Below are 25,698 nucleotides of genomic sequence, written 5' to 3'. Positions count from 1 at the left end.
CGCAGCTTATTGGCGAAACGAGGGATGCCAGAACGTGGCCCCCCGCTCGATCACCGAGATGATTCCGTAGGATGCCGAGCCGACCAGGGCGGCGACGGCGATGGTCGCCCACACCACGTCCACGTTCATCCGCGCCACCTCGGTGGAGATGCGGAAGCCCATGCCGACGATCGGCGTGCCGAAGAATTCCGCCACGATGGCGCCGATCAGCGCCAGGGTGGAGTTGAGCTTGAGTGCGTTGAAGACGAAGGGCAGCGCCGCCGGCAGCCGCAGCTTCATCAAGGTCTGCCCGTAGCCGGCCGCGTAGGAGCGCATCAGGTCCAGCTCCATGGCCCCTGCCGTCCGGAGGCCGGCCAGCGTGTTGACCAGCATGGGGAAGAATGTCATCACGACGATCACCGCCGCCTTGGACTGCCAGTCGAAACCGAACCACATGACCATGATCGGCGCGATCCCGACGATCGGCATGGCGCTGACCAGGCTGCCCAGCGGCAGCAGCCCCCTTTGCAGGAAGGGCGAGCGGTCGATCGCCAGCGCCGTCAGGAACCCCGCCCCGCAGCCGATGACGTAGCCGGGGATCACCGACCGGATCACGGTCTGGTGGAAATCCGCCGCCAGCGTCGGCAGATGGCTGCCGATCGCCGCGGCGATCATGCTGGGCGGGGGCAGCAGGATGCGGGGGACGCCGAATCCGACCGTCACCATCTCCCACAGCCACAGCAGCAGCACGCCGAACAGCAGCGGCACCGCGATTCGGGCCGGCCAGCGGTCGTCCCGCGCCAGCGCCGCCATGGCGGCACAGCAGGCCGCGACCGCCGCCATTCCCACGGCCAGCGCCGCGACGCCGCTGAGGTCGAGCAGCGCCAGCGCCGCCGCCCCGGCAAGGAAGGTCAGAAGCACCCACGGCATCACAGGCGCCCTCCCCTGATCCGGGTCAGCCCGCGCTCGGCCAAATCGACGGCGCCGACCGCCAGCATCGCCAGGAAGGCGGACATGAACAGCGCCGCCCAGATCTGGATCGTCTGACCGTAATAGGAGCCCGCCAGCAGCCGCGCGCCGAGCCCCGCCTGGGCGCCGGTCGGCAGCTCCGCCACGATGGCGCCGACCAGGGCCAATGCTATGGCGACCTTGAGGCTGGGGAACAGGAACGCCATGCTGGACGGCCAACGCAGCTTGCCGAAGGTCTGGGCCGGCGTGGCGCTGTATGTCCGCATCAGGTCGAGCTGGATCGGGTCGGGCGAGCGCAGCCCCTTGACCATGCCGATCGCGATGGGGAAGAAGCTGAGATAGGCCGAGATGATCGCCTTGGGCAGCAGCCCGGTGAATCCCAGGTTGCCCAGCACCACGACGATCATGGGCGCTATGGCGAGGATCGGGATGGTCTGCGAGGCGATGATCCAGGGCATCAGCGACCGGTCGAGCACCCGGACATGGACGATCCCGACCGCCAGCGCCACGCCCATCGCCAGCCCGAGGGCGAAGCCGGCGAGGGTCGCCGACAGGGTCACCTGGGCATGGAAGACCAGGCTGCGCTTGGACGTGACGGGCCGTCCGACCACGGAGTCGTACAGCTCCACCGCGATCTGGTGGGGTGCGGGCAGCACCGGCCGGTCCATCGCCCAGGCGCCGGCGACGAGGTCGGAGACGGACCAGTCCGGCGAGGCGCGCTCCAGCCTTTCGCGCACCTGCGGCGCGTTAAGCCAAACCGAAGCGGCGTACCAGACCAGCAGCAGGGCCGCCAGCACGGTCAGGATCGGCAGGGCCGCCCCCTCGCGCGCCGGCTTGCGCCGGACGACGGGGGCGGCCAGGGCGCCGGCTCCCGGCGCGGCGGCGTCAGTCATAGCTGTGGCCCGCCCGCAGGGCGACACGTACGCGGTGCGCGATCTCCAGGAACCCGGGCGTCTCCCGTACGTCCAGGTCGCGGTCGCGCGGCAGGTCGCCGTCGATCACCTCCAGGATGCGGCCGGGACGCGGCGACATCACGACGATCCTCGACGACAGGAACACCGCCTCCGGGATCGAGTGGGTCACGAAGATCACGGTGATTCCGGTCTTCTCCCACAGCCGCAGCAGGTGGACGTTGAGGTTGTCGCGGGTGATCTCGTCCAGGGCGCCGAACGGCTCGTCCATCAGGAGGAGCGCCGGCTCGAAACCGAGCGCGCGGGCGATCGACACCCGCTGCTGCATCCCGCCGGAAAGCTGCCAGGGGAACTTCTTCTCGAACCCCTTCAGCCCGACCAGGTCCAGGTAGCGCGCCGCCCGCTCCTTCCGCTCCGCCCGGGGCATCCCCATGATCTCCAGCGGAAGCATGATGTTGCGCTCGATCGTACGCCACGGATAGAGGGCCGGCGCCTGGAAGACGTAGCCGTAGGCGCGGTCCAGCCGGGCCTGCCCGGCGGTGCCGCCGTTGACCAGCAGCGTGCCGGAGGTCGGCTTGACCAGATCGGCCACGGCCCGCATCAGGGTGGTCTTGCCGCAGCCGGACGGCCCGATCAGGGAGACGAAGTCGCCCCGCCGGATCGTCAGGTCGATGCCGCTCAGCGCCGTGACCGGCGCGTCGGCGGTCTGGAAGACCAGGGACAGGTCCTTGGCCTCCACCACCGGCGCCCGCGCGGCGGCGGGGTCGTGCCGCGCGGCGGCACCGGCCTTTTCGGCCACGACGGTCCCGGACGCAGGCATCATGCCGCCTTATCGTGGGAAGCCGGGCCTGGGGAAGCGGCGCCGTCGCGGTTGTCGTACTCCAGCACGGCGCGGAGAAGCACGTTGGCGCCCGCGGCGACATGGTCGAACTCGGCGTTTTCGACCTCGTTGTGGCTGATGCCCTTCTCGCACGGGATGAAGATCATCGCGGTCGGCGCCACGCGCGCCATGTAGGCGGCGTCGTGCCCGGCGCCCGAGACGATCTCCCGGTGGCTGTAGCCGTTCTCCTTCGCGGCGGTGCCGACGGCCCCGACGCAGGCCGGGTCGAACTTGACGGCCGGCGAATCCCAGACCTGCTCGATCGAGGCTTCCAGCTTCAGCTCCGCCGCGATCCGGCCGATCGCCTCACGGACCTCGGCTTCCATGGCGGCGACGACCTCGTCCTCGGGGTGGCGCAGGTCGATGGAGAAGAAGACCTCGCCCGGCAGGATGTTGCGGCTGTTCGGCCTGACCTCCATCAATCCGACGGTGGAGACCGCCAAGGGTGCGTGGGCGAGCGCGACCTTGTTGACGGCGTCCACCATGAGGGCGCTGCCGACCAGCGCGTCGCGGCGCAGATGCATGGGCGTGGTGCCGGCGTGGCTCTCGAACCCGGTGACGGTCACCTCGTACCAGCGCATGCCCTGGACGCCGGTGACGACGCCGATCACCTTCTCCTCGTCCTCCAGGATCGGGCCCTGCTCGATATGGATCTCGAAGAAGGCGCCGAGCTTGTGGTCGCCGCATTTCTCCGTGCCCCGGTAGCCGATGCGGTCCAGCTCCTCGCCGAAGCTCTTGCCCTCGCGGTCCTTGCGGCCGTCGGCATAGTCGCGCGTGAAGACCCCGGCGAAGACGCCCGAGGCCAGCATGGCCGGCGCGAAGCGGGAGCCTTCCTCGTTGGTCCAGTTGATCACCTCGATCGGGGCGTTGGTCTCGTACCCCGTGTCCTTCAGCGTGCGCAGGACTTCCAGCCCGGACAGGACGCCCAGGACGCCGTCGAACTTGCCGCCGGTCGGCTGGGTGTCCAGGTGGCTGCCCATGGCGATGGGCGGCAGCGAATTGTCCTTGCCGGGACGGCGCGCGAAGATGTTGCCCATCTCGTCCACGGTGACGGTGCAGCCGGCGTCCTCGCAGGCCGCGACGAACCAGTCCCGCACCTGGCGGTCCAGGTCGGTCAGCGTCAGCCGGCAGATGCCGCCCTTGGCCGTGCCGCCGATCTTCGCCGTCTCCATGATGCTGTCCCACAGCCGCTGGGCGTTGATCTGAAGGTTGTGCATGATGCTCCCTGTAAGGCGTGCTTATCGTCCTTGGACGCAAGGTTGGTGCCATGCCGGCGGCCCCGTCGCTTCCGTCCCGCGCGCTGTCCCGCCGCCCGCCGCTGCCCTCCGGCCGGGCACCGGCTGCCCGGAGTTTAAGCAGGTTGCCGGAGCGTGGAAAGCATGATAGTGCGCGGGCCGGCACGGGAAGGACGGGATGGCGGGATCGCGGCGACAGGCTGGGGGACAGGACCCGGGACGGGCTTCGGGTTTCTGGGTGGCGCTGGGCGCGGCATATCTGCTCGCCCTCCAGATGCTGCTGTCCGGCATGGCGATCAGTGCCGCGGCGGCCTCGCCGGAGCGGATCTACGGCGACTCGCTGTGTACGGGGGGTGCCGCTTCCCATTCCGATGGTGGGCAGGATGGCGGGCCGCATCTGCCGAGCTGCTGCCTGACCGGCTGCGCGATGTTCGGCGGTGGAACGGCGCCGCCGACGGGGGGTGTGGCGGTCGCCGCTCCGGTCCCGGCGCGCGGGGCCGCCCTGGCGGTTTCGGCGGCGGCTCCCGTCCTGCTTCCGCTCGACCAGACCCCACGCAGGACCCGGGCGCCGCCGACGGCGGGCTGAACGATCGAAACCCGTTCCCTTTCGCGTGGAGTATCCGCATGTCCAAGTCTTTCCGCGCCGCCGCGCTGGCGGCCGCCGTCCTGTTTTCATTCGCCGGCCCTTCCGCGATCCCGGCCTTCGCCCACGGCACCAAGGCGGGTCCCCTGGAGATCGACCATCCCTGGTCGCGCGCCACGCCCGGCGGCGCCCGGGTGGCCGGCGGCTATCTCGCCATCGCCAACACCGGGTCCGAGGCCGACCGACTGGTTTCCGCCACCGCGGAGATCGCCGGCCGGACGGAAATCCACGAGATGGCGATGAAGGACAGCATCATGACCATGCGCCACCTGCCCGACGGCATCGCCGTGCCGGCCGGGGGCAAGGTCGAGTTCAAGCCCGGGAGCTATCACCTGATGTTCATGGACCTGAAGCGGCCCTGAAGCAGGGCGAGAGCTTCGCCGGCACCCTGACCTTCGAGAAGGCCGGCACGGTCGAGGTCGAGTACGTGGTGGAAGCCCTGGGGGCGTCGGGGTCGGCGCACCACTGATACCGGCGACAGGAGATTCCGACCTGTTGTTGGGCCATGGGCCCGACCTACGGAGCGGTGAATCGTAGGTCGGGTCCATGGCCCAACACAGGAGGTCAGGACGGGCGGCCCCCCGGGGCATGGCCGCTTTCGTTCACATTCGTCATCTTCGGCACGGCCTGGGGCTTGCCGGCGGGCCAGAGTTCGGGCGGCAGCAGGCGGTATTCCTGGTCGAAGTAGAGCGACACGTCCTGGGCGTCGCGGAGCCTCGCCTTGATGTCGGGATGCCTGGACATGACCAGGTCATAGCATTTGCTGTAGCGCCGGTTCTGCAGCTTGACGGCCTTGGCGTGCGCCTTCTCCGGGTCCTCGGGCGCGGGCTCGACCGGGGCCGCGACGGCGGGGGGCATCGGCGGCTCGAACAGGGCGTCGGGGTCGGCGATGCTGCTGACGGGTCCGCCGGCCTCTTCGGCGTCGTCGGGATCGTCGTCGAAGGCGGCGCGGCGGGCGTCGGCCTGCGGGCCGTCCAGGCTGCGCAGGCGGGCGATCTGGTCGATTGCGCGGAGCGCCGCGAAATGCTGCTGCTTCTCCATGGCGTCGAGCAGCACCCGCTTGGCCGCCGCGACCAGTTCGCCCAGCTCGGCGCGGCGGCGGGTATCCTCGATGGCGGTGAGTTCGACCACGCGGGCGGCGACGCCTGGGTCCCGCATCAGGCGCGATCCAGTCTGGCGCGCGCTGTTCCACGCATAGCCGGAGAGCCGGGCGGCTTGGCTGAAGCTTCGGCCGGATGCCACATGGCGGGCGAAGGCTTCCTGCCGGTGCGGGAGGGGGGAGTATGCGGAGGCCGGGGCGGCGGCGGGGGTGGTCTGGCTCATGGTCGCGGCTTTCGGGGCGGAGTGAGAATTGGGTTTATTATCCTTGAATTGCTCAGGAAATCAATCCTGATGATGGTTGGGGCCGGGTGGGAAGTTGGCGTATCCGAGCTTCTATTATCCACGGATGGACACGGATAAGGTCGGATGGGCACGGATATGGCGACAGCTTTTGCAACGCCTGGGATTGATTCCCACGGTCTTTAAAACCATAAATTGCTTAGCAAGGATAAGACCGTAGGTTGGGTATAGCGAAGCGGCACCCGACAGCAAAGCGCCTGCTTTGTCGGGTGCCGCTTCGCTCTACCCGACCTACGAGGAATTATTTCTCCATTTAAGCGCCGGGATACCGGCGGAGGGCATTACCCCGGCGCGCGGGGCATTGAAACTCGCGCGAATGCCGGTGTGTGCGCTGAAGCGGACCTAACCGGGTTCTTTCTGGCAACGTTCTGCTTACAATGATTTCATTCAAAGGATTGGCGGTGGTTAATTCTTGGGGTCGTCGAAGCCCCATTCGATCAGTTGCTCCACGGTGCGGGGCCGTACTTGGCTGGACAATGCGGCCAGGATGTCGGAGACCTCGGCATAGAATCGCTGCATTTGCTTCAGTTGGCGATGGTCGGTATCGCCGAAGACTCCGGCACCATGCTCCTGAACCAGGGCGTTGAGATCGTCGTGCTCCTTCTTCCAGTAGGCAGCCAACTTGACCCGTTCGACGGGCCTGTCGATCCGCGGCGCGTCGGGCAGGACCAGGATACGTATCCGTTCGAGAAAATCCCGCTCCTGTTGACGACTGGTCCTCCAGATCTCGGTAAGTTCGAGCATGCAGTAAGGCGAGTGGACGTACTTGTCGCTGAGGATCACGAAAATGCGCTTCCCCTCGCCGATCCTGCGCATGAAGTCGGGAATGCTGTCGCCGAGGCCCAGCACGTTCTTGTCCCGCAGGATGCGGCGGCCACGCTTTTCGGCCGCGGCACAGAGTTCGTCCACGACGCGCTCCCGTTCCCGCCCTTCCCTCGTCGTGTCTTCGCCCCAAGCGTAAGACACGTACCATTCCGGTGCATGCGGGTTGCCCGGCCTTGCCGGCCCGAACGTCATCGCTTCCTGTTCCGGCGCTTCCTGCTCCGGCACCTCGGCGACAACCGGCGGGCTCACCGTCCCTGTCGTACGTTCTTCCGATTGCAGGCCCAGGCGGGTCTGCGTCCGCTCGACCAGTCTCACCATCCTGTCGAGCAATGCCACCGCTTGGCCGCATTGCGTCCTCACCCGGATTTCGCCCTGCCATCGGCCGGTCATCTCCTGCTCGATCAGAAGCCAACTGCCAGTCGTCGCTTCGTGAACGCAGAAACCGCCTTGCCAGTAAAGCGCATCCTGCCCGGCCATTTCTCCGACCCTCGCCATGAGCGTCCGGATCATGCCGCCATGCAGGATAGGATACCGGAACACCGCGGTCTCTCCGGGAGCATCGGCGTTCCAGCGCCAGGACAAGCGATTCTCGACGGCGGCGCGTTCCGGCAGCAGATCGGGAGCGATGTATTCACCGTCGGCTTCATCCCAGCCGTTGGGATCTTCGGATCGGCGATGCATGAAGCAGATGCCGCAGGACCGCATCATGCCGAGAAACAGCTTCTGCTCGTCCTCGCCGTACTCCCGCCATACCAGATCCGCCAGCATGGGGCGGGTGAAACGCCCGTCGCTCCGGCGGATCTCCCGCAGGCAGCGTTCGCGGTCGAAGACGGCGTAGATGGCGTCCAAGGCCCAGGCCTGGTCCAGAACGATCCGGTCGCCGAACAGGCCGGGCCGATAGAACACGGTGCCGTTGGCATCCAGGTAGGTCAGCAAATGGGCGGGTGAGGAAACGCCCCCCTGTTCGGCACAGAGGCTTTCGAATGCGTCCATCCCCATCAGCCGGTGCCGACGCCGGTCCGCCGGCAGGTTCCTGTGACTTTCGCGCAACGCCTCAAGCCGGCGCTGAACCCGCAACCTTCCCGCGCCGATCCGAACCGGCCCAACCCGCTCGGGGTCGCGCAGCCAGCCGGCAGCCTCCCTCAGGGCCTCGTCGAACGCCGCCTTGCCGCGGCCTTCCCGGGTGCTGACATGGAGCGTCTTGCAGTAGGGGAGTTCATCCAGCACGTCGGTGCGGCCGGGAAGCTTCCGGGTCTCCAGCTTCTGCGTATCGCATTTGGTCTGGACGATGATCATCGGGCTGCGGTGATCGCCCTGATGGCGGGCGAGATCGATCCAGTAGTCGAGCGGATGGTCCCGGAAGGTCATGCCGCCCTGCCGATGGGATTCCCGCGTTTCGGTATCCGTCGCCCAGACCAGCACCAGGATGGCGGGGCTTCGCAGGAACAGCGCGTGGGTGCCGTGATAGATGTCCTGACCACCGAAATCCCAGGCGTGCAGCCGGATCGGCGGGTCGCCGGGTAACGCGGCGGTGATGATCTCTATGCCGTGGGTGGAGTTCCAAGCCTCGTCGAACGGCTGCCCTGCAAGCCAGCGCGCGATCTGGGTCTTGCCCGCCCCGCCATTGCCGAGCAGCATGAGCTTGACGTCCGGCACGATTTCGGCGTCGGCGTCGAGGTCGGTGAAATGGGCGCGCAGGCGTTCCAGGCAGTTGTCGAAAAAGTCATTCGACAAGATGCCGGTGGGCGGCACTCCGGGAACGTGAGTGCCATGCAGAGTTGCAAACTTCAATGAGGGCTTTTCAAGAAGACCGCGCGGCAGGGGCTGGAGCCGGCATTCCGAGAAACTGATCGAGACCAGTTTGCCAAGCGGCAGCAGGGGAGTCAGGTCGGAAACATCCGTGTGATTGCAGATAAGGAATTCCAAGCTATCGAGCGCCGACAGTGGCGTCAGGTCGGATACGCAAGTGTCGCGACAGTCGAGCACCCTCAGCTTGGCGAGGGATGCCAGCGGCGCCAGATTGGATATCCCCGTCCGGCCGCAGCGAAGCTCCCGGAGTTCAACAAGCGACGCCAGGGGCTTCAGGTCCGAGACCGACGTATAATCGCAGGAGAGTTCCCGAAGCTTGCCAAGAGACGCCAGGGGCCTCAAGTCCGAAACTCGTGTGTTACTGATGGAAAGCACCGTGAGCTCTTTGAGAGATACCAGAGGCCGCAAATCAGAGACTCTCGTTCCACTGCAATCAATATTGCGAACCTTGCGAAGGTTTGCTAGATATTTCAGGTCGGATATGCCGGTAACCTTGCAATCCAGTAAGGAAAGCTCTTCCAGAAATTTCAAAGGTGCAAGATCCGAAACCGGAGTATGCGCGCAGAATAGCCACTTGAGGCTTTTGAGGGACGTCAGCGGCGTCAAGTCGGGCACCCTAGTCCTTACGCAGACAAGCCGCTCCAGGTTGCGGAACGACGCCAAAGGTTTCAGCGTGGATACCGGAGTGCCGCTGCAATCGAGCGACTGAAGGTCTTGAAGCGCTGCCAAAGGACTCAGGTCGGATACCAAGGTCTTGCCAAAACCAAGTTTTCGCAGACCGCGCAGCGACGCCAAGGGCGTCAGATCGGATACTTCCGTATCGTCGCAGAAAAGCGCTTCGAGCTTTCCGAGTGATGTCAGCGGCGCCAAGTCGGATACGGGGGTCTCGTAACAGTATAGGCGCTGGAGATTGTGAAGCGTTGCCAGAGGCGTCACATCGCGCACCTTTGTGTTCGAGCAGTTCAGTTCCAGAAGGTCCGGCAACTCCCTTAGGAAATCGAGATCAGAAACGTCGGAGGCCGCAACTGACAGGATTCGCAATGAGGACAGGAGCTTTATCTTCTCCTTTTGAGCATTGATGCGATTAGGTATCGGTTCGAGACCCCGTAGTGTCGAATTTCCGACGTTGAGTTCCCGTAGATGCTTCAAGCCAAACAACGGGTCTGGGAGACTTGTAAGGTCCAAGCCGCCCAGATCCAGCTTTCCGGTAAGCTTCTGCTTCTCCTCGGCGATGCGCGCCAGCGCGATCGCCATGCCGTCGGCCCGGGGGCTCATCGCGACAGACGATAAGGAAGCTCGGGGGAGAACAGGGGCCTTTCATGGCTCATGACTGGCACCGGGGCTATCGGATTGCATCTTGATCGAACTTCCTCAAAAGCGCGCGCCATTGCGGTACAAGTTTTTATTCACTTCATTGATGGTGAACTTCTACTCTGAGGGGTTGTATCTTAGGAAGCTTTGCAGCCGGATTGGACATGTGCAAAAGGACGCACCTGCTGGCATACGCCGGGGCGATCCCGGCTTGGCTAGCCTTCCATTGAAGTTGCAGGCCGGCGAGTGCGAAGCAGGGGTCTGGCGGTGACGCTCCGGATTGTCGGATGCCGCTTCGCTCTATCCGACCTACGGTTCGACGGAAGGGTGAGGGCGGCGAGAAGCGCGGTGAACGCTTTTCCGGGCCGATCCTTTTCCTGCGGAGCCGACCGGGGCTTGCGCGGATTGGAACTTCCGCGCCGTTCGGTGGTCATCTCTGGTCAGGGCACGAACCTTGTACCGGAGAGAAAGATGCACCGAGCCAGACCAGCAACGATCGGGTCCACGATCCGCGGAATCGCCCTCCTCGCATCGGTCGCCCAGGCGGCCTTGGCCGGCGCGGCCCAGGCGCAGACTGCCCTGCAGGCCGCGGAGCCCCATGCGGAGGAAGTGAACTATCTTCTTTCGGCGACGTCCACCAGCGCCGGCCAGGTCGCGATCGGCACGCTCGCCGCGGAACATGCCCGGGACGAGCGGGTGCGCGACCTTGCCCGCCGGATCCTCGCCCATCATTCGGAGACCGGGGAAGAGCTGGCCGGCCTTGCCGGAAGCAACAGGGTCGAACCCGTGCGGGAGATCGATCCGGTCACGCAACGGTCGATCGACTGGCTTCGGAACCTGGACGGCGCCGCTTTCGACGCCGTGTATGTGGGCATTCAGGAACCGGCCCTCTATACCGCGGGCTGGATCTACCGGAGGGAGGCGCGGCACGGCACCGATCCCGCGGTGCGGAACGCGGCCGCCGGGGAGGTCGATGCCAACGAGGCTTTTAGGGAGCAGGCCGGGCGGCTCGCCGAGGAACTGAGGGGCGGCCTGCCGGATGGGTTGGCGCCGGAGGACCGGATGTTCCTGGTCTATGCCATGAACGTCGAACTGTCGCAGGTGCGCCTGGGCGAAATGGCGGCGGAGAAAGCCGTGACGGAACCGGTCCGCGCGTTCGCGCGCCGCATGGTCGAGGAACATGGCCGCTCGGGCGAGCAGTTCCGGCAGGCCGCCGGTGCCAACGGCGTAGCGCCGCTGGAGACGGTCGGGCCGGTCCAGCGGCGGACTCGCGATCGGCTGGAGGGGCTGTCCGGCCCGGCGTTCGACCGGGAATACATCATGTCCCAGGTGATTCATCATTACGAATGGTTCTATCGCTACGAGCATGCGTCGATCCACGGACGCGATCCCGCGGTGCGCGAGTTGGCGGCGAAGGGTACTAAGTCGGGGAAGGCCCATCACGACTCGGTCCTGGCGATCGTCTCGGACTGGGGAGACGGGGAAATCGGCGCCGCTGCCGGGCATGGGGACGGAGAGGCGCGCCAGTGACGGCGGGCGCCGGTGCGGTCCACGGCTGCCGGGCGCGGCAGCGGTTCAAGTCGCGAATGATCCGTTCCATTCGGTGGGTTTGGGGAGCTTAGCTTTCCCTACCTCCGGGGTATGCGGCACCCATTCTTCTTCATGCGTCGGCTTGACCCGCGCAGGCGGAAAATTGGCGTTGCTAATGTATTGCGTATTACGATACGAAAAGCCATCTCTCGGCTTTCGACGGAGAACGCGATGACCGGATCGTCCAGGCGTAAAGACTACCCCATCTCGATGCGTCTTCCCGAGGCCGACCTTGCGGTGATCGACCGCGCCGCCGGCCTGCGCGGGCGGTCGAGGACGGATTTCGTCCGCGACGCGGCGGTCAGCGCCGCCGAAGCCGTCATTCTGGAAAGCAGCCTGGTGCGCCTGGACCCCGAGGGGTTCGAGGAGTTCGTCGTGGCGATCTCGGCTCCGGGCGAACCGGTTCCGGCGATGGTCAAGGTGCTGGCGAGAAAGGCGCCGTGGGAGGAAGCCGGCGGGTCCGATGATCCTGTCGGCTCCTGAGCGAATCCAGGCGTCACATGACGTCTCGTCGTTCTCCTGCGGCAAGCCCGGCCTTGACGCCTGGCTGAAAACGCGAGCCCTCGCGAATACTGAAAAGGGCTTCACCGTCGTGATGGTCGTGCATCAATCCATGAGGGTCGTCGGCTATTATGGACTTGCTCCGACGGCGGTCATTCCCGACTCCATGCCGCGATCCATCCGGACAGGCCAGCCCCCCTCGCCCGTGCCCTGCCTCCTGCTCGGCCAGTTGGCGACGGACTCGGCCTGGGCCGGGCGCGGGATCGGGAACGGCCTGCTCCGGCATGCCTTGACCCGCGCGGTGCTCGGCGCCGGACTGATCGGCGGACGCGCGCTGGTGGTCAACGCCATCGACGACGAAGCGGCGGGTTTCTGGCGGAGAAAGGGGTTCCTGGCCTCCAGGGACAGTCCGCTCACCCTGTTCCGATCGATCGCCGACATAGCGGCGTCGCTTGAATCGGCCGGCCGGAGTCCGCAGGCGATCGGACCGTAAGGGAAGCGGCATCCGGGAGGGTGCGCGTCCCGCGCACCTTGGGCGGCGGGACGCCGCCCCTCCGCAGGGGGCGGCGCGTTCGGCGGCCGGCATCGCGGGCTTGACGCGGCGCGCCGGGTCGCGTACCTTCCGTTTACGTAAACGTCATATCCCGGTTCCCGGTCCCTGTTTCCCTGCGCGGTGTCCTCCTATGCTCAGCATGATCGATCCGCCGAACGGCTCCACCAACGCCCGGACCTTCTCGATCAGCGAGCTGGCGGAGGAGTTCCGGGTGACGCCGCGGACGATCCGGTTCTATGAGGACCAGGGGCTGCTGGCGCCGACGCGGGACGGGCTGAACAGGATCTACAGCCATCGCGACCGGGCGCGGCTGACGCTGATCTGCCGGGGCAAGCGGCTGGGCTTCAGCCTGGCGGAGATCAAGGACTTCCTGGACCTGTACGACACGGACGACAGGCAGATCGAGCAGATGCGCTTTGCGCTGGGCCGCGGGCGGGAGCGGATCCGGTCGCTGGAGACCCAGCTGGAAGACGTCAAGCAGACGCTGCACGAGCTGCGCGCGCTGGAGCGCCAGATCCTGGACCATCTGGACGCCGCCGGCGTCGAGCCGGACAGGAAGCCTAAGAAGTAGACGCCAAACAAGAATCCGAACAGTCGGTGAGGAGCTAGCACCATGAAGAACGTGGTCATTGCCGGATTTGCCCGGTCGCCGTTCCACTTCGCGAGCAAGGGCAAGCTGGCCCGCATCCGGCCGGACGATCTGGCGTCCCAGGTGGTCAACGGCCTGCTGAAAAAGACCGGCGTCGATGCGCACGAGATCGAGGACATCATCCTGGGCTGCGCCTTCCCGGAAGGCGAGCAGGGCTTCAACATCGCCAAGCTGGTCGGCATGCTGTCGGAGCTGCCCCAGAGCGTCGCGGGCACCACGATCAACCGCTTCTGCGGCTCGTCCATGCAGGCGATCCACATGGCGGCCGGGGCCATCCAAATGGATGCCGGGCACGCCTTCATCGCCGGCGGAATCGAGAGCATGAGCCGAGTGCCCATGCTGGGCTTCAACCCCATGCCCAACCCGAAGCTGGCCGACAGCAACCCCGGCGCCTACATGCCCATGGGCATCACCGCCGAGAACCTGGCGATGAAGTTCCAGTTCACCCGCGAGGCCCAGGAGGCCTTCGCCGTGGAGAGCCACCGCAAGGCCGCGGCGGCGCAGGAGTCCGGCCGGTTCGACGACGAGATCGTGGCGATCGAGACGCCAGACGGCATCGTGGACAAGGACGGCTGCATCCGCGCCGACACCAGCGCCGAGAGCCTGAAGTCGCTGAAGGCCGCCTTCCTGGCGGAGGGGACGGTCACGGCGGGCACCGCAAGCCCGCTGACCGACGGCTCGTCCGCCACCCTGGTCACGTCGGAGGAGTTCGCCCGCGCCCACGGGCTGCCGGTGCTGGCCCGGATCAGGTCGATCGCCGTGTCCGGCTGCGACCCGACGATCATGGGCTACGGCCCGGTGCCGTCCACCGAGAAGGCGCTGAAGCGGGCCGGCATCACCGTGAAGGACCTGGACATCGTGGAGAGCAACGAGGCCTTCGCGGTCCAGGCCATGTCGGTGGCGCAGGCGCTGGGCTTCGACGGGGCCAAGGTCAACCTGGACGGCGGCGCGCTGGCGCTGGGCCATCCGCTGGGCGCCACGGGTGCCCGCATCACCGGCAAGGCGGCGCAGTTGCTGAAGCGCGAGGGCGGGCAGTTCGCGCTGTCAACCCAGTGCATCGGCGGCGGCCAGGGCATCGCCACCGTCCTGGAAGCGGTCTGAGCCACGAGCGGAAACGGAGGAGAGCCCTATGGAAATCCGCAGCGCCGCCGTGATCGGCGCCGGCGTGATGGGCAGCGGCATCGCCGCGCACATCGCCAATGCCGGCATTCCGGTCTTCCTGCTCGACATCGTGCCGCAGGACGTGAAAGACGGGCGGGGTAATGACCGCAGCGTGGTCGCCCGCACCGCGGTCGAGAAGATGCTCAAGACCGAGCCGGCGCCCTTCATGCACAAGCGCAACGCTGACCTGGTGACGCCCGGCAACATCGAGGACGACCTGGAGAAGCTGGCCGGCGTGGACTGGATCGTCGAGGCCGTGGTCGAGAACCCCAAGGTCAAGGCGGACCTCTATGCCCGGCTGGACGCGGTGCGGAAGCCGGGGTCGATCGTCTCCTCCAACACCTCGACCATCCCGCTGAAGAACCTGGTCGAGGGCCAGGGCGATGGGTTCGCCCGGGACTTCATGATCACCCACTTCTTCAACCCGCCGCGCTACATGCGGCTGCTGGAAGTGGTCGCCGGACCGGACACGCGGCCCGAGGCGGTCGAGGCCCTGAGCCGGTTCGCCGACATGCGGCTGGGCAAGGGCGTGGTGGCGTGCAAGGACCGGCCGGGCTTCATCGCCAACCGGATCGGCACCTACTGGATACAGGCCGCGATCAACCAGGCGATGGACCTGGGCCTGACCGTCGAGGAGGCCGACGCCGTCATCGGGCGGCCCATGGGCATCCCCAAGACCGGCGTGTTCGGGCTGGTGGATCTCGTCGGGCTGGACCTGATGCCCTATGTCAGCCGCTCGCTGCTGAACACCCTGCCGGCGGACGACCCGTATCGGGCGATCCACCGGGAGCCGGAGCTGTTCACCCGCATGATCGCGGAAGGCTATACCGGGCGGAAGGGCAAGGGCGGCTTCTACCGGCTGAACAGGTCGGGCGGCGGCCGGGTGAAGGAGGCGATCGACCTGGCGACGGGGCGGTACCGCCCATCGGAGAAGGCGTCTCTGGACAGCGTCGGCGCCGCGAAGCAGGGGCTTCGGGCCCTGGTCGAGCATCCGGACAGGGGCGGCACCTATGCCCGCCGGGTGCTGGTGGACCTGTTGGCCTATGCCGCCTCGCTGGTGCCGGAGATCGCGGACGACGTGACGGCGGTCGATCAGGCCATGCGGCTTGGCTACAACTGGAAATTCGGCCCGTTCGAGCTGATCGACCAGCTCGGCGCGGACTGGCTGGCGGATGCCTTGAGGGCGGAGGGCAAGCCGGTGCCGGCCCTGCTGGAGACGGCGGCGGGCAAGGGCTTCTACCGGACCGAGGGCGGCAGGCTGCAATTCCTGACGGTGGACGGTGGCTATGCCGACATGGTCCGGCCCGATGGCGTGCTGCTGCTGTCCGACATCAAGCGCGGGTCGAAGCCGATCAAGCGGAACGGCTCGGCGGCGCTGTGGGACATCGGCGACGGGGTCGCCTGCCTGGAGTTCACCGGCAAGATGAACGCCCTGGACGGCGACGTGATGGCGCTGATCCAGAAGGCGATCGGCATGATCGGCGACGGCAAGGGCGAGTGGAAGGCCCTGGTCGTCCATAACGAGGGCGACAATTTCTCGGTCGGCGTCAATCTCGGGCTGGCGCTGTTCGCGGTCAACATCGCCCTGTGGCCGCAGGTGGAACAGTCGGTCCAGGAAGGCCAGGAGACGTACAAGGCGCTGAAATACGCGCCCTTCCCCGTGGTCGGCGCGCCTTCGGGTATGGCGCTGGGCGGCGGGTGCGAGATCCTGCTGCATTGCGACGCGGTCCAGGCCCATGCCGAGACCTATATGGGGCTGGTCGAGGTCGGCGTCGGGGTGATCCCCGGCTGGGGCGGCTGCAAGGAGATGCTGACCCGGGCGACCCTGAACAAGAAACGGCCGGGCGGGCCGATGCCGCCGATCGCCCAGGCGTTCGAGGCGATCAGCCTGGCCAAGGTGGCGAAGTCGGCGGACGAGGCGCGCGACCTGATGTTCCTGCGCCCGACCGACGGCATCACCATGAACCGCGAGCGGCTGCTGGCCGACGCCAAGGCGAAGGCGCTGGAGCTGGCGGAGAACTATGTTCCGCCGGAGCCGGTCACGCTGCGGCTGCCGGGGCCGACCGCGCGCGCGGCGCTCCGGATGGCGGTGGACGGGTTCCACCAGCAGGGCAAGGCGACCGACCACGACGTGGTGGTGTCGGGCGCGCTGGCTGAGGTGCTGAGCGGCGGCGACACCGACATCACGGAGGAGGTGGACGAGGACAGGCTGCTGGAGCTGGAACGCGCCAGCTTCATGAAGCTGGTCCGGAGCCGCGCCACCGTCGCCCGGATCGAACACATGCTGACCACCGGCAAGCCGCTGCGCAACTGACCCGACAGGCACACCGTAGGTCGGCCTTCGCCGAAGGCGAACGCCGACGCCTCCGCGCCGACGTTCCGGCAGCATCGTCGGCGTTGGCCCTGAGGGCCAAGGCCGACCTACGGGACTCCCTCCCATCGAGATACCAAGGGACTTGAACCATGCCGACCTACAAGGCGCCTCTGGACGATGTCCGTTTCGTGCTCAACGAAGTCTTCGCGGTCGGCAGGCTCGCCGAGCTGCCGGGCCACGAGGACCATACGCCCGACCTGATCGAGGCGGTGCTGGAGGAAGGCGCCAAGTTCGCCGAGAACGAACTCCAGCCGCTCAACCGCTCCGGCGACGAGGAGGGCTGCCACTACGAGAACGGCGTGGTGCGGACGCCGAAGGGCTTCAAGGAAGCCTACGCCAAGTTCATCGAGGGCGGATGGACGGGGGTTTCCTGCGACCCGGACTACGGCGGCCAGGGGCTTCCCCATGTGGTGAACTTCATCCTGGAGGAGTTCATCTGCTCGGCCAACCTGTCGTTCGGCATGTATCCCGGCCTCAGCCACGGCGCCTACAACGCGCTGTCGCTGCACGGGACGGACGAGTTGAAGCGGGCCTACCTGCCGAAGCTGGTGGACGGCACCTGGTCGGGCACCATGTGCCTGACCGAGCCGCACTGCGGCACCGACCTGGGCATGATCCGCACCCGGGCGGTGCCGGACGGGTCGAATGACGGCAGCTATGCGGTGACCGGCACCAAGATCTTCATCTCGGCCGGGGAGCATGACCTGACCGAGAACATCCTGCACCTGGTGCTGGCCAAGCTGCCGGACGCGCCGGCCGGGACCCGGGGCATCAGCCTGTTCCTGGTCCCCAAGTTCCTGCCGCGCGAGGACGGCACGCCGGGCATGCGGAACGGCGTGACGTGCGGCTCGATCGAGCACAAGATGGGCATCAAGGCGTCCAGCACCTGCGTGATGAACTTCGAGGACGCCAAGGGCTGGCTGGTCGGACAGCCGCACAAGGGCATGCGCGCCATGTTCACCATGATGAACGCGGCCCGGCTGGGCGTCGGCATCCAGGGGCTGGGCCTGGCCGAAGTCAGCTACCAGAACGCCGTCGCCTATGCCCGCGAACGGCTCCAGGGACGGTCGCTGACGGGGGCCAAGGCACCGGACAAGCCGGCGGACCCGATCATCGTCCATCCCGACGTGCGCAAGACCCTGCTGACCATGCGGGCGCACACCGAGGGATGCAGGGCGCTGGCGGCGTGGGTCGGCATGAACATCGACGTCTCGATCCGGCATCCCGACCCGGAGGTTCGGCGCGAGGCCGACGACCTGGTGGCGCTGATGACCCCGGTCGTGAAGGCGTTCTTCACCGACCACGGGTTCGATGCGACCAACATGGGCATGCAGCTGTACGGCGGGCATGGGTACATCCGGGAATACGGGATGGAGCAGTTCGTCCGCGACGCCCGCATCGCCCAGATCTACGAGGGCGCCAACGCGATCCAGGCGCTGGACCTGGTCGGCCGCAAGCTGCCCCAGGACATGGGCCGGCTTCTGCGCCGATTCTTCCACCCCGTCTCGGAACTGCTGGAGGAGACCCAGGAGGACCCGGAGCTGCTGGAGTTCGTCATTCCGCTGGCCAAGGCGTTCGGCAAGCTCCAGCAGGCGACCGCGCTGGTCGCCCAGAGGGGCATGAAGAACGCGGAAGAGGCGGGGGCGGCCTCGACCGACTATCTGCGGATGTTCGCCCTGGTGGCGCTGGGCTACATGTGGCTGCGCATGGTCAAGGCGGCGAAGGAGAAGCAGCGGGAGGCGGACGGCCGGGCGGGGTTCTACGACAGCAAGGTCAAGACCGGGCGGTTCTACATGACCAAGCTGCTGCCCCAGGTCAACGGCCTGTTCCTGACCATCATGGCCGGGTCGCAGGTTCTGATGGACATGGACGCCGACGCTTTCTAGAGGCGCCGGGAAGGGGCCGACATGAACCTGATATTCCGCATGATCAAGGTCCTTCTGGCCGCCCTGCTCGGGCGGCGGACGGACCTGATGGACGAGTCGGTCCTGACGTTCCGGGTGTGGCCCAACGACCTGGACGTCAACCTTCACATGAACAACGGCCGCTACCTGACGATCATGGATCTCGGCCGGACGGACCTGATGATCCGGTGCGGGCTGGCGCGGCCGATCCTGAAGAACCGGTGGATGCCGGTGCTGGGCGGGGCCAGCGTCAGTTTCCGGCGGTCGCTGAAGCCGTTCGAGCGGTTCAGGCTGCACACCCGCGTCCTGGGCTGGGACGCGAAGTGGGTCTACATGGAACACCGCATCGAGTCGATGGACGGCCGAGTCGCGGCCCTCGCGACGGTGCGCGGCCTGTTCAAAAGCGCGGACGGATCGGTCGAACCGGCCGAAATACTGCGACTCATGGGCCGGGACGTCGAATCTCCGCCTATTACCCGGCCTTTTCCCAGTCCCGCTCCTATGACCGAAGAGATATGATGGTCTGATAAAATCAGCCGCATCGGATCCGCACCCGCCGACGGTCATATTTCTTTAGCCCCGGAAACTTGTGTCTTCAAGGCAACATTAACCATACTTCCTATGATTAAATTGCACTAGAAGCGTTGATGGGGTTTATTAACGAACAAAATAGTATGCTTGCAAATGAGCGTACCTCATAATTGCGTATGTATTGAGCGGGCCAGAAGGGAAAAGGGGCAAGAGATGCGTATTCTGATCGGGGACGACCACGCGCTGTTCCGCGAAGGACTTAATCGTCTGCTGGAGCAGATTTTTTCCGACGCCGACTACATCCAGGCGGCGACTTACCAGGAGGTCATGGCGCAGTGCTCCGGGAGCGAGCCCCCCGACCTGATCCTGACCGACCTGCAGATGCCGGGCTGGCCCGGTTTCGAGGGCATCCGCCAGATCAAGGCGATGCTGCCCACGATCGCGCTGGTGGTGGTGTCCGCGTCCGAGAGCGGCGCCGACGCCCGCCAGGCGATCGAGCACGGCGCCGGCGGTTTCATCCCCAAGTCGTCGAGCGTGCAGATCATGGTCAGCGCGCTGCGGCTGGTGCTGGCCGGCGGCGTCTACATGCCGCACGCCCTGATGAACTCTTCCGGGACGAGCGGCCTGACCAGCGCGCCGCGCGACCACGCCGTGGTGGCCGAGCCCACCTCCGGCATCAGCCTGACCCAGCGCCAGCGCGACGTCCTGGGCTGCCTGCGCGAAGGCAAGTCCAACAAGCAGATCGCCTACGAGCTGGGGCTGTCCGAGGGCACGGTGAAGATCCACGTGACCGCGATCTTCAAGTCGCTGGGCGTCAAGAACCGCACCCAGGCGGTGATCAGCGCGTCCCGCTACGCGATGCGCTGACCGGCGCCCCCGCCCCTTTCCGATCCGGCCGTCAGTCCCGGGGGGCCTGACGGTCGGAGCGGCGGGCCTCCTCCTCCTCCAGAAGCGCCTTGCGGGACAGCTTGCCGATCATGGTCTTCGGCAGCTCGTCGCGGATCTCCAGGTGCTTGGGGATCTCGATGGGCGACAGTTTGTCGCGCAGGAATTCCGCCAGGTCCTCGCGCGTCAGCCCATGGCCCTCGGTCAGCTTGACATAGGCCTTGACGGTCTGGCCCGGTAGGGGTCCGGCACGCCGGCGACCACGCATTCCGCGACGGCGGGATGCAGGTAGATCGCCTCCTCGACGTTTCGCGGATAGACGTTGTAGCCGCCGCACAGGATCATGTCCTTGATCCGGTCGACGATGTAGGTGTAGCCGTCCTCGTCCATGTACCCGACGTCGCCGGTATGCAGGCGGCCGTCGGCCAGCGCCTCCGCCGTCTCGCCCGGGCGCTTCCAGTATCCCTTCATCACCTGGGGCCCGCGGATGCAGACCTCGCCCTTCTCGCCCAGGGGAACCAGGCGGGAGCGGTCGTCCAGGCTGACGATCTCGATCACGGTGCGGGGCAGCGGGATGCCGATCGAACCGGCCTTGTTGACCCCGTACATCGGGTTGGCCGTGGCGACCGGGGAGCTTTCCGACAGGCCGTAGCCCTCGACCAGCTTGCAGCCGGTCTTCGTCTCGAACGCGTGCTTCACCTCCACCGGCAGGGGCGCGCCGCCCGACAGGCAGAAGCGGATCGACGACAGGTCGTAGGAGCCGATGTCCTTGTGGTTGACGATCGCGGTGTAGATGGTCGGCACCGCGGGGAACAGCGTCGGCTTCTTGGACTGGATCAGCCTGATCACGTTGTCCAGTTCGAACCGGGGAACCAGGACCATCTCGGCGCCGAGCACCAGCGGCAGGTTCATCACGCCGGTCATGGCGAAGACGTGGAACAGCGGCAGCACGCCCAGCATGCGCTCCTGCCCCGGCTTCGCGTCGGTGCACCACATGCCCGACTGGACGGCGTTGGCGTAGATGTTGGCATGGGTCAGCATGGCGCCCTTGGGCACGCCGGTGGTCCCGCCGGTATACTGGAGCACGGCCACGTCCTCGTCGGGGTCGATCTCCACCGGGGCCGGCCGGCCGGCGTTGGCAATCAGCCTGGCGAAGGCCAGGTGCCGGTCGTCGGACGGGATGCGGGCGATGTCCTTGCGCTTGACGATCGGGAACAGCCAGTTCTTGGGGAACGGCAGGATGTCGGCCATGCGGGCGACGACGATCCGCTTCAGCCGGGTCTGCCCGAGCATCTTGGCGATCTTGCCGTAGAGCACCGCCAGGTCGAGCGTGACCATGATGTCGGTGTCGCTGTCCTCGATCTGCTTGGCGATCTCCCGCTCGGCGTAGAGCGGGTTGAAGTTGACCACCGTGCCGCCGGCCTTCAGCACGGCGTAGTAGCAGATCACGAAATAGGGCGTGTTGGGCAGGAACAGCCCGACCTTGCTGCCCTTCCCCACGCCCATCTCCTGGAAGCCCTTCGCCGCCTTGTCCACCAGGGCGCCGATCTGGGCGTAGGTGTAGCGCTTGTCCATGAAGTCGATGCACGGCCGGTCGCCGAATCGGCTTACCGCGTCGTCCATGAGGCGGTGGAGCGGCGCCGTCGGGATGTCGGCGTTCCAATCGATATCCGCGGGGTACGAACGCGCCCACGGATATTCTGCGAGCTTCGCTGCCGGATCGGCCATTCCATCTGTCTCCCTGCTGCCCATCGTCGCCGCGGCCTTATATGCGCTCTCGTGGTCGCTGCCGCTTGCCGTTCCCGATCTCCGAGCGGACTTCCCGCCCTCCGGACCGGTCGAGGTGACTTCAGGCTACTTGCCGTTTACGTAAAGGTCAAGACCGACCTGGAAACCTCGCTTTTTCGTGGAATTCCGCCAAAATCATATAGACCGGTCTGTCTAAAGAAGAAAAGAACCGGCCGATAGAGTAAGGTGAACAAAAAATTACACTGGAGACTCAAATTTTTCTGTGCATAAAATCGTCACGGGGGCAAACCAGGGGGAACAACCGGTGCTGCCCTCGAAGGTGTTAACCGCGCGCGGCGCTGGATTCGAAGGTTCTGCACACTTGTCTCGCTTCAGTCAGCACAACGCCATGTCGTTCGACGATGGCGCCCAGGCTCGGGCCCTGGTGAAATGGTTCAATGTAACCAAGGGCTTTGGTTTCGTCGCTCCGGTTGACGGATCTCCGGACGCATTCCTCCACATTTCGGTGTTGAACAGGGCAGGCCTGCAGGAGCTGAGCGACGGCACCGAGATCCTGTGCACGATCAGCCAGGGACCGAAGGGACCCCAGGTCACCCGGATCGTCGAAGTGGTCGGCGGCGCGCCGGCCTCGGCCCGTCCCGCCGGCGGCGACCGCTACGGCGATCGCGGCGGCGACCGCGGCTACGGCGGCGGCGACCGCGACAGCTATGGCGGCGGCGACCGCTACGGCAGCGACCGCGGCGGCTATGGCGGCGGCAGCTATGGCGGCGGCGGTTACGGCGGCGGCGACCGCTACGGCGACAGCGACTACGGCGCGTCCTCGGGCGGGCCCGAGGTCGAGATGTCGGGCACGGTCAAGTGGTTCAAGCCGGACAAGGGCTTCGGCTTCGTCACCGCCGACGACGCGAGCAAGGACGTCTTCGTCCACAAGAGCGTGCTGCGCCGCTGCGGCCTGATGCAGCTGGAAGCCGGCCAGCGCGTCCAGATGCGCGTCCAGGACGCGGCCAAGGGCCGTGAAGCCACCTGGATCATGCCGCTCTGAGGCTTGGCGCCGACGGCCGGCCGGACCTGTTGAGGTCCGGCCGGCCTCACGGACATTCCAGGGGGATGCGCACCCGGACCTCGGTGAAACCGTCGGTCCGATAGCTCAAGCTTCCCCCGACCTGTTCCACCAGCGCGGTGACGATCCGGAGCCCGGCCTTGCCGGACGCCTGCGGGTCGAAATCCTTCGGAAGCCTTCCCCCCGAGTCCCGCACCGTGAGGCCGAGGCTGCCGTCCGTCTCCGCGTCGAGCCGGACCAGGACGTCGCAGCCCGCGTCGTCGCGGCAGCCATGCAGCACGGCGTTGGTCATCAGCTCGGTCATGATGATGGCCAGTGTTATGGCCGTCTCGACCGGGACGACGGCCGGCGCGGCGGTGACCGAAATACGGTCCTCGGCCGTCAGCGTCCGCGCCAGTTCGCCGGCGAGGCCGGGCAGCAGGGTCGAGACGTCGAGGAATCTCACGGCCTCCTCCTGGAGCAGCCGCCGGTGGACCTCGCCCAGCGCTATGATGCGGTTCTGGGCTTCCCGGAAAGTTCCGAGCAGCCGGGGGTCGCTGATCTGCGCCGCCTGGAGCTGGAGGAACGCGACCGCGGTCGCCAGGCTGTTGCCGACCCTGTGGTTCAGCTCCCGCAGCAGGATCGTCCGCTCGTCGATCATATCGGTTTCCCGCCGGGCCATGCGGGCCGCCTGGCCGAGCAGGACGCCCAGGATCAGGACCTTCGCGAAACCGAGCGCTCCCCCTCCGTACAGGATTCCGTCGCCCAGCAGGTCGATCCAGGCGACCCGCTCCCGGAGATCCGCCTCCTGGCCGGCCTGAAGCGCCTCGATGCGCCGGCCGACGGCCTCGGCGTCGTCAGGTCCGTCGGGCGCCTCCAGCCTGGCCCCGACGAACCGGACCAGCCTGTCGAGTTCCGGGCGGTTCCCGTCGTCGTCCGCCGCCAGCGCGGCGAGCGCCGAGAGTGCGTCCCTGGCTTCGGCGATCCTGGCTTCGACGATGCGCTCGCGGCCGATGTCCGGCCGGTCCGCACCGGGGGGAGACGCCGCCCGGTCGAAGGCGCTCCGCAGGGTTTCCAGGGCGACGCGCGTCTCGTAGGTGGTCCGGACCGCCTGTTCCCGGGATTCCACCTCGTGGAACAGCAGCAGGAAGACCGCGGTGAGCCCGGCTACGAAAACCACCGTCAGGACGGCCGCGAATCGCAGCCGCCGGGTCAGGGAACGCGCCAGCAACTGCGATCGGTCGGGTTCCCGGGATACCTCGCCATGACCGAACGGGTCCAGCCCCACCGTCACGATACACCTTTGACTTTTCCAAAAAACTCAGACAAAGAAATACCCACCGCCTCAGTAAAACCCGTATCGGACGGGAAATAGAACATAAACGACGGAAAAACCCTTCCCCGAATGGATAGTTTTTCGGTACTCGGGCAAATAAAAACCATCCTGCGGAACGCAGGATGGCGGCGAAGACTCGACAGCTCTTTGAAAACAGGGACCGAAAGCTTGAGGATCTCTGGGGACGGAGAGGGCGCAACGGGATTGCCGCTGCGCCCCGGAGGCGTATGGAGCGGCCTATTCGGCCGCTTCGGCCGGCTCTGTCTTCTGGTGCGGGAAGCCGGTCAGCGGACCCATGGCATGGCGGTCGCGCTCGAAGGTGACATCGCTCTGCATGTAGAGCGCCACCAGTTCGGCCAGGGAGCGCAACGCATGGACATGGGTGCGCTCGTAGCCGTGGGAGCCGTCGACGCCGAAGCAGACCAGGGCGGTGCGGATGTCGTTGCCGGCTTCGATCGCGGCGGCGCTGTCGCACCGGTAAAAGCGGAAGATATCGCGCTGGTGCCGGATGTCGTGGTCCGAGCACAGGTCCAGGAGCTTGTGGGTCAGGTGATAGTCGAACGGACCGGTGCTGTCCGCCATCGCGATGGTGACGCCCGATTCGCGGCTGTTCTGCCCCGGCGCCGGAGTCGCGTTGTCGATGGAGACCATCTCGGCCACGTCGCCGTGCAGGACCGACGAGGCGCCTGACCCGACCTCCTCCGAGATGGTCAGAAGCAGGTGGCAATCGACCGGCAGCTCCACGCCCGCGTCGATCACCGCCTTGGCCGCCCCGAACAGCACGGCGACGCCCGCCTTGTCGTCCAGGTGGCGGGAGTTGATGAAGCCGTTGGGCTGGAACTCGGGCTGCGGGTCGATCGCGACGAAGTCGCCGACATTGAAGCCGTGCCGGATCAGGTCCGCCGTGTTGGAGCAGACCGCGTCCACGCGGACCTCCAGGTTGGTCCAGGCGACGGGCTGGGAGTCGATCTCCTCGTTGAAGGTATGGCCAGACGCCTTCAGCGGCAGGATCGTCCCGCGGTAGGAGCCGTGGTCGGTGAAGATGGTGCAGCGGGCCCCCTCGGCGAACCGGGCGGACCAGGTGCCGATGGCGACCACTTCCAGCCGGCCGTTGGACTTCAGGCCCTTCACCTGGGCGCCCAGCGTGTCGACATGGGCGACGATCGCCCGGTCCGGGCTGTTGAGCCGGCCCTTGATGTCGGCGCGGATGGCGCCGCGCCGGGTCAGCTCGAAGGGAATTCCCAGCCGCTTCAGCTCGCGACCGCAGAAATGCACGATTTCGTCGGTATAGCCGGTCGGGCTCGGGATCTTCAGCAGGCTCTCCAGCATCGACAGGACGTAGTCCATGTCGATCGCCGGACGGGCCGGGGGCACGAGTTCCCGGTCCGCCGGCTCTTTCGACGCCGTCGCGTGCGATCTTTCCATAGGTACGCCTTGCATCAGATTGAGCTTCTCGATTCGTT

At 66.5% G+C, this 25,698-nt stretch carries 22 protein-coding genes; 12 read left to right on the top strand and 10 right to left on the bottom strand.

The genetic code is table 11. The features are described from left to right. Positions 1-6 precede the first annotated feature (6 nt). Genes DPR14_RS03165 through DPR14_RS03150 form a run of 4 tightly spaced genes read right to left on the bottom strand, consistent with a single transcriptional unit; the run spans position 7 to position 3,956 of the window. Entirely contained in the window at positions 7-909 is a 903-nt protein-coding gene (locus DPR14_RS03165; RefSeq protein WP_158043881.1) for an ABC transporter permease, read from the bottom strand. Further along, the gene (locus tag DPR14_RS03160; protein WP_158043880.1) at positions 909-1,841 is read right to left on the bottom strand and encodes an ABC transporter permease; all 933 of its coding nucleotides are present in this window, start codon (positions 1,839-1,841) and stop codon (positions 909-911) included. The genes DPR14_RS03165 and DPR14_RS03160 overlap by 1 nt, the downstream gene beginning before the upstream one ends. Next, on the bottom strand, positions 1,834-2,679 hold the full coding sequence (locus tag DPR14_RS03155; RefSeq protein WP_158047959.1) for an ABC transporter ATP-binding protein: 846 nt from the start codon (positions 2,677-2,679) through the stop codon (positions 1,834-1,836). The genes DPR14_RS03160 and DPR14_RS03155 overlap by 8 nt, the downstream gene beginning before the upstream one ends. Next, the gene (locus tag DPR14_RS03150; RefSeq protein WP_158043879.1) at positions 2,679-3,956 is read right to left on the bottom strand and encodes a Zn-dependent hydrolase; all 1,278 of its coding nucleotides are present in this window, start codon (positions 3,954-3,956) and stop codon (positions 2,679-2,681) included. Before DPR14_RS03150 ends, DPR14_RS03155 begins: the two co-directional genes overlap by 1 nt. A 196-nt stretch (positions 3,957-4,152) precedes the next feature. Here DPR14_RS03150 and DPR14_RS03145 point away from each other — a divergent pair, with 196 nt between their 5' ends. Together DPR14_RS03145 and DPR14_RS03140 are read left to right on the top strand one after the other, a co-directional pair. Next, a complete protein-coding gene (locus DPR14_RS03145) occupies positions 4,153-4,560 on the top strand; it encodes a DUF2946 family protein (protein WP_158043878.1) in 408 nt (135 codons plus the stop codon). 38 nt (positions 4,561-4,598) lie between these two features. After that, positions 4,599-4,979 carry a copper chaperone PCu(A)C gene (locus DPR14_RS03140; RefSeq protein ID WP_246148781.1) on the top strand — a complete coding sequence of 127 codons (381 nt, stop codon included), beginning with the start codon at positions 4,599-4,601 and terminating at the stop codon, positions 4,977-4,979. Positions 4,980-5,181: 202 nt separating this feature from the next. Here DPR14_RS03140 and DPR14_RS03135 read toward each other — a convergent pair whose 3' ends face one another. Continuing rightward, the gene (locus tag DPR14_RS03135; RefSeq protein ID WP_158043877.1) at positions 5,182-5,940 is read right to left on the bottom strand and encodes a terminase small subunit; all 759 of its coding nucleotides are present in this window, start codon (positions 5,938-5,940) and stop codon (positions 5,182-5,184) included. A 483-nt stretch (positions 5,941-6,423) separates the two neighbouring features. Next, on the bottom strand, positions 6,424-9,906 hold the full coding sequence (locus DPR14_RS03130) for a COR domain-containing protein (RefSeq protein WP_192499242.1): 3,483 nt from the start codon (positions 9,904-9,906) through the stop codon (positions 6,424-6,426). Positions 9,907-10,434: 528 nt separating this feature from the next. On the opposite strand from DPR14_RS03130, the gene DPR14_RS03125 reads away from it, so the two are divergent. The 9 genes from DPR14_RS03125 (at position 10,435) to DPR14_RS03085 (ending at position 20,093) form a co-directional block, all read left to right on the top strand. Then, positions 10,435-11,493, top strand: a complete 1,059-nt coding sequence (locus DPR14_RS03125) for a DUF4142 domain-containing protein (protein ID WP_158043875.1) — start codon at positions 10,435-10,437, stop codon at positions 11,491-11,493. A gap of 231 nt (positions 11,494-11,724) precedes the next feature. Beyond that, a complete protein-coding gene (locus DPR14_RS03120) occupies positions 11,725-12,036 on the top strand; it encodes a type II toxin-antitoxin system TacA family antitoxin (protein ID WP_158043874.1) in 312 nt (103 codons plus the stop codon). Then, the gene (locus DPR14_RS03115; protein WP_158043873.1) at positions 12,017-12,547 is read left to right on the top strand and encodes a GNAT family N-acetyltransferase; all 531 of its coding nucleotides are present in this window, start codon (positions 12,017-12,019) and stop codon (positions 12,545-12,547) included. The genes DPR14_RS03120 and DPR14_RS03115 overlap by 20 nt, the downstream gene beginning before the upstream one ends. A 190-nt stretch (positions 12,548-12,737) precedes the next feature. Beyond that, positions 12,738-13,178: a MerR family transcriptional regulator gene (locus tag DPR14_RS03110; protein ID WP_158043872.1), complete on the top strand. Its 441-nt coding sequence runs from the start codon at positions 12,738-12,740 to the stop codon at positions 13,176-13,178. Positions 13,179-13,220: 42 nt separating this feature from the next. Then, a complete protein-coding gene (locus DPR14_RS03105; protein WP_158043871.1) occupies positions 13,221-14,357 on the top strand; it encodes a thiolase family protein in 1,137 nt (378 codons plus the stop codon). Positions 14,358-14,385: 28 nt separating this feature from the next. Next, entirely contained in the window at positions 14,386-16,731 is a 2,346-nt protein-coding gene (locus DPR14_RS03100) for a 3-hydroxyacyl-CoA dehydrogenase/enoyl-CoA hydratase family protein (protein WP_158043870.1), read from the top strand. 149 nt (positions 16,732-16,880) lie between these two features. Further along, positions 16,881-18,677 (top strand): acyl-CoA dehydrogenase C-terminal domain-containing protein, encoded by a 1,797-nt coding sequence (locus tag DPR14_RS03095; RefSeq protein WP_158043869.1) that lies wholly within the window; start codon positions 16,881-16,883, stop codon positions 18,675-18,677. 21 nt (positions 18,678-18,698) lie between these two features. After that, positions 18,699-19,214: a thioesterase family protein gene (locus tag DPR14_RS03090; RefSeq protein ID WP_158043868.1), complete on the top strand. Its 516-nt coding sequence runs from the start codon at positions 18,699-18,701 to the stop codon at positions 19,212-19,214. Positions 19,215-19,439: 225 nt separating this feature from the next. Next, positions 19,440-20,093, top strand: a complete 654-nt coding sequence (locus DPR14_RS03085; RefSeq protein WP_158043867.1) for a LuxR C-terminal-related transcriptional regulator — start codon at positions 19,440-19,442, stop codon at positions 20,091-20,093. Positions 20,094-20,124: 31 nt separating this feature from the next. Here the strand turns inward: DPR14_RS03085 and DPR14_RS28820 are convergent, their stop codons facing one another. Further along, positions 20,125-20,379, bottom strand: coding sequence for an AMP-binding enzyme (locus DPR14_RS28820; RefSeq protein WP_343038698.1), 255 nt, complete (start codon positions 20,377-20,379; stop codon positions 20,125-20,127). Next, the gene (locus tag DPR14_RS03080; RefSeq protein ID WP_343038697.1) at positions 20,316-21,839 is read right to left on the bottom strand and encodes a long-chain-fatty-acid--CoA ligase; all 1,524 of its coding nucleotides are present in this window, start codon (positions 21,837-21,839) and stop codon (positions 20,316-20,318) included. The genes DPR14_RS28820 and DPR14_RS03080 overlap by 64 nt, the downstream gene beginning before the upstream one ends. Before the next feature lie 382 nt (positions 21,840-22,221). Between DPR14_RS03080 and DPR14_RS28610 the strand changes: the two genes are divergently transcribed. After that, positions 22,222-22,902: a cold-shock protein gene (locus DPR14_RS28610; protein ID WP_281352672.1), complete on the top strand. Its 681-nt coding sequence runs from the start codon at positions 22,222-22,224 to the stop codon at positions 22,900-22,902. A gap of 46 nt (positions 22,903-22,948) precedes the next feature. Here DPR14_RS28610 and DPR14_RS03070 read toward each other — a convergent pair whose 3' ends face one another. Both DPR14_RS03070 and DPR14_RS03065 read right to left on the bottom strand, forming a co-directional pair. Further along, positions 22,949-24,193, bottom strand: coding sequence for a sensor histidine kinase (locus DPR14_RS03070; protein ID WP_158043866.1), 1,245 nt, complete (start codon positions 24,191-24,193; stop codon positions 22,949-22,951). 279 nt (positions 24,194-24,472) lie between these two features. Then, the gene (locus tag DPR14_RS03065) at positions 24,473-25,660 is read right to left on the bottom strand and encodes an osmoprotectant NAGGN system M42 family peptidase (RefSeq protein WP_158043865.1); all 1,188 of its coding nucleotides are present in this window, start codon (positions 25,658-25,660) and stop codon (positions 24,473-24,475) included. Between the last annotated feature and the right edge of the window lie 38 nt (positions 25,661-25,698).

The organism is Skermanella pratensis, assembly GCF_008843145.1.
Taxonomy (GTDB): Bacteria; Pseudomonadota; Alphaproteobacteria; order Azospirillales; family Azospirillaceae; genus Skermanella; species Skermanella pratensis.
Note: the sequence above shows the minus strand (reverse complement) of the source record. Positions and strands in the feature narration are given on the sequence as shown.

Coding starts and splice junctions, on each gene's coding strand:
- DPR14_RS03140 (WP_246148781.1), top strand. CDS start 4,599: ATGTCCAAGTCTTTCCGCGCCGCCGCGCTGGCGGCCGCCGTCCTGTTT.
- DPR14_RS03130 (WP_192499242.1), bottom strand. CDS start 9,906: ATGGCGATCGCGCTGGCGCGCATCGCCGAGGAGAAGCAGAAGCTTACC.
- DPR14_RS03065 (WP_158043865.1), bottom strand. CDS start 25,660: ATGGAAAGATCGCACGCGACGGCGTCGAAAGAGCCGGCGGACCGGGAA.
- DPR14_RS03100 (WP_158043870.1), top strand. CDS start 14,386: ATGGAAATCCGCAGCGCCGCCGTGATCGGCGCCGGCGTGATGGGCAGC.
- DPR14_RS03125 (WP_158043875.1), top strand. CDS start 10,435: ATGCACCGAGCCAGACCAGCAACGATCGGGTCCACGATCCGCGGAATC.
- DPR14_RS03080 (WP_343038697.1), bottom strand. CDS start 21,839: ATGGCCGATCCGGCAGCGAAGCTCGCAGAATATCCGTGGGCGCGTTCG.
- DPR14_RS03155 (WP_158047959.1), bottom strand. CDS start 2,679: ATGCCTGCGTCCGGGACCGTCGTGGCCGAAAAGGCCGGTGCCGCCGCG.
- DPR14_RS03090 (WP_158043868.1), top strand. CDS start 18,699: ATGAACCTGATATTCCGCATGATCAAGGTCCTTCTGGCCGCCCTGCTC.
- DPR14_RS03165 (WP_158043881.1), bottom strand. CDS start 909: ATGCCGTGGGTGCTTCTGACCTTCCTTGCCGGGGCGGCGGCGCTGGCG.
- DPR14_RS03160 (WP_158043880.1), bottom strand. CDS start 1,841: ATGACTGACGCCGCCGCGCCGGGAGCCGGCGCCCTGGCCGCCCCCGTC.
- DPR14_RS03120 (WP_158043874.1), top strand. CDS start 11,725: ATGACCGGATCGTCCAGGCGTAAAGACTACCCCATCTCGATGCGTCTT.
- DPR14_RS03115 (WP_158043873.1), top strand. CDS start 12,017: ATGATCCTGTCGGCTCCTGAGCGAATCCAGGCGTCACATGACGTCTCG.
- DPR14_RS03150 (WP_158043879.1), bottom strand. CDS start 3,956: ATGCACAACCTTCAGATCAACGCCCAGCGGCTGTGGGACAGCATCATG.
- DPR14_RS03110 (WP_158043872.1), top strand. CDS start 12,738: ATGCTCAGCATGATCGATCCGCCGAACGGCTCCACCAACGCCCGGACC.
- DPR14_RS28820 (WP_343038698.1), bottom strand. CDS start 20,379: ATGCGTGGTCGCCGGCGTGCCGGACCCCTACCGGGCCAGACCGTCAAG.
- DPR14_RS03145 (WP_158043878.1), top strand. CDS start 4,153: ATGGCGGGATCGCGGCGACAGGCTGGGGGACAGGACCCGGGACGGGCT.
- DPR14_RS03095 (WP_158043869.1), top strand. CDS start 16,881: ATGCCGACCTACAAGGCGCCTCTGGACGATGTCCGTTTCGTGCTCAAC.
- DPR14_RS03105 (WP_158043871.1), top strand. CDS start 13,221: ATGAAGAACGTGGTCATTGCCGGATTTGCCCGGTCGCCGTTCCACTTC.
- DPR14_RS03085 (WP_158043867.1), top strand. CDS start 19,440: ATGCGTATTCTGATCGGGGACGACCACGCGCTGTTCCGCGAAGGACTT.
- DPR14_RS03135 (WP_158043877.1), bottom strand. CDS start 5,940: ATGAGCCAGACCACCCCCGCCGCCGCCCCGGCCTCCGCATACTCCCCC.